Origin of the sequence: Tahibacter aquaticus, assembly GCF_004363655.1 — a bacterium.
Classification (GTDB): Bacteria; Pseudomonadota; Gammaproteobacteria; order Xanthomonadales; family Rhodanobacteraceae; genus Tahibacter; species Tahibacter aquaticus.
The window spans coordinates 1-1,530 of sequence record NZ_SNZH01000066.1; the positions used below are offsets into that span (position 1 = coordinate 1).

General features: G+C 67.4%; 1 protein-coding gene. It reads left to right on the forward strand.

The features are described 5' to 3' along the window. Positions 1–1,530 (forward strand): condensation domain-containing protein (locus DFR29_RS28795; RefSeq protein ID WP_208113776.1); only part of this gene is annotated, 1,530 nt, incomplete at both ends.

Genomic DNA, 1,530 nt, shown 5'->3' on the forward strand with positions numbered 1-1,530 from the left:
GCAGCTGGACGAATGGCAGGCGCGCTATCCCGCCATGACGCGGCTGTATCCGGCCACGCCGATGCAGGCCGGCCTGCTGTTCGAAAGCCTGCTCGATGTATCCAGTTATATTGTGCAAACATTTCCCATTTTGCGCGGCGAGCTGGATGCTGCGGCATTCCGCCGGGCCTGGCAGCAGGTGGTCGAGCGCCACGATATTTTCCGCACGGCGTTCGTCGGCGAAGGCGAGGGCCTGCACCAGCTGGTGTCGGCGCAGGCGACGCTGCCCTGGCACGAAGAGGACTGGAGCGGACTGGCCGCCGACGAGCAGGAACGCCGCTTCGACGCCTATCGCGCGCAGGACAAGGCGACCGCCTTCGACTTCGCGGCGCCGCCGCTGATGCGCGTCGCCCTGTTCCGTCTGGGCGGCCAGCGCTATCAGCTGCTCTGGACCGTGCATCACATCCTGTCGGACGGCTGGAGCAGTCCGCTGGTCTATCGCGATGTCGTGGCGCTGTACCAGTCGCAGTTGCAGGGCCGGCCGGCGTCACTGAAGACGCCGCAGCCCTACGAGCAGCACATCGCCTGGCTGCAGCGGCAGGACCGGGACGTGGCCCGGGCGCATTGGCAGGCACTGCTCGGCGACATCGACGCGCCCAGCCAGCTCGGCATCGACCGCCTGCCTACCGATGGGGGCAGCGGCTATCGCGAACAATTCCTCGAATTGAGCCCAGCGCAGACCGAAGCCCTGCAGAACGCCGCGCAGGCCCAGCGCAGCACGGTGAATACCCTGCTGCAGTGGGCCTGGGCATATCTGCTGCACCGCTACAGCGGTGAGACGGACGTGGTGTTCGGCGCGACCATTGCCGGACGCCCGGCCGAAGTACCGGGCATCGAGGACATGGTCGGCCTGTTCATCAACACCGTGCCGGTCAAGGTGTCGTTCGGGCGCGAGCGCAGCATTGCGGCTTCGCTGAGCGCGCTGCAGCACGAGTTCCAGCGCAGCAGCGACTACGGCTATCTGGCGCTGTCGGAAATCCAGCGCCAGTCGCGCGTGCGCCCCGGCACGCCGCTGTTCGATACCTTGCTCGGTTTTGCCAACTATCCGCTGGATGCGATGACCGATGCGGCAGCCATGCCGGCGGCGTCGCGGCTGGAGATCGAGCGCGCCAGCAACAATGAAATCAGCAGCTATACGCTGGACCTGAACGCGCATCTGGGCCGCAGCCTGCGCGTGCGCTTCGTCTATCGCGCCGAGCGCTTTGCCCAGGCCACCGTGGCGCGGCTGGTGGCGCAGCTGGGCCAGGTATTGCAGCAGCTGCCGGCGGCAATCGCGCAGGATCTGCGCGACATCGATCTGCTCGATGCAGCACAACAGCAGCAGATGCTCGCCTGGAGTGCACCGCCGCCGCTGCCGCGGCAGGACAGCGGCGTCGCCCTGCAATTCGCCGCGCAGGCGCAGCGGACACCGGAGGCGATCGCGCTGGTCAGCGGATCGCAGCAGCTGAGCTATCGCGAGCTGGACGAGAAGTCGGACCGGCTGGCGCGCTA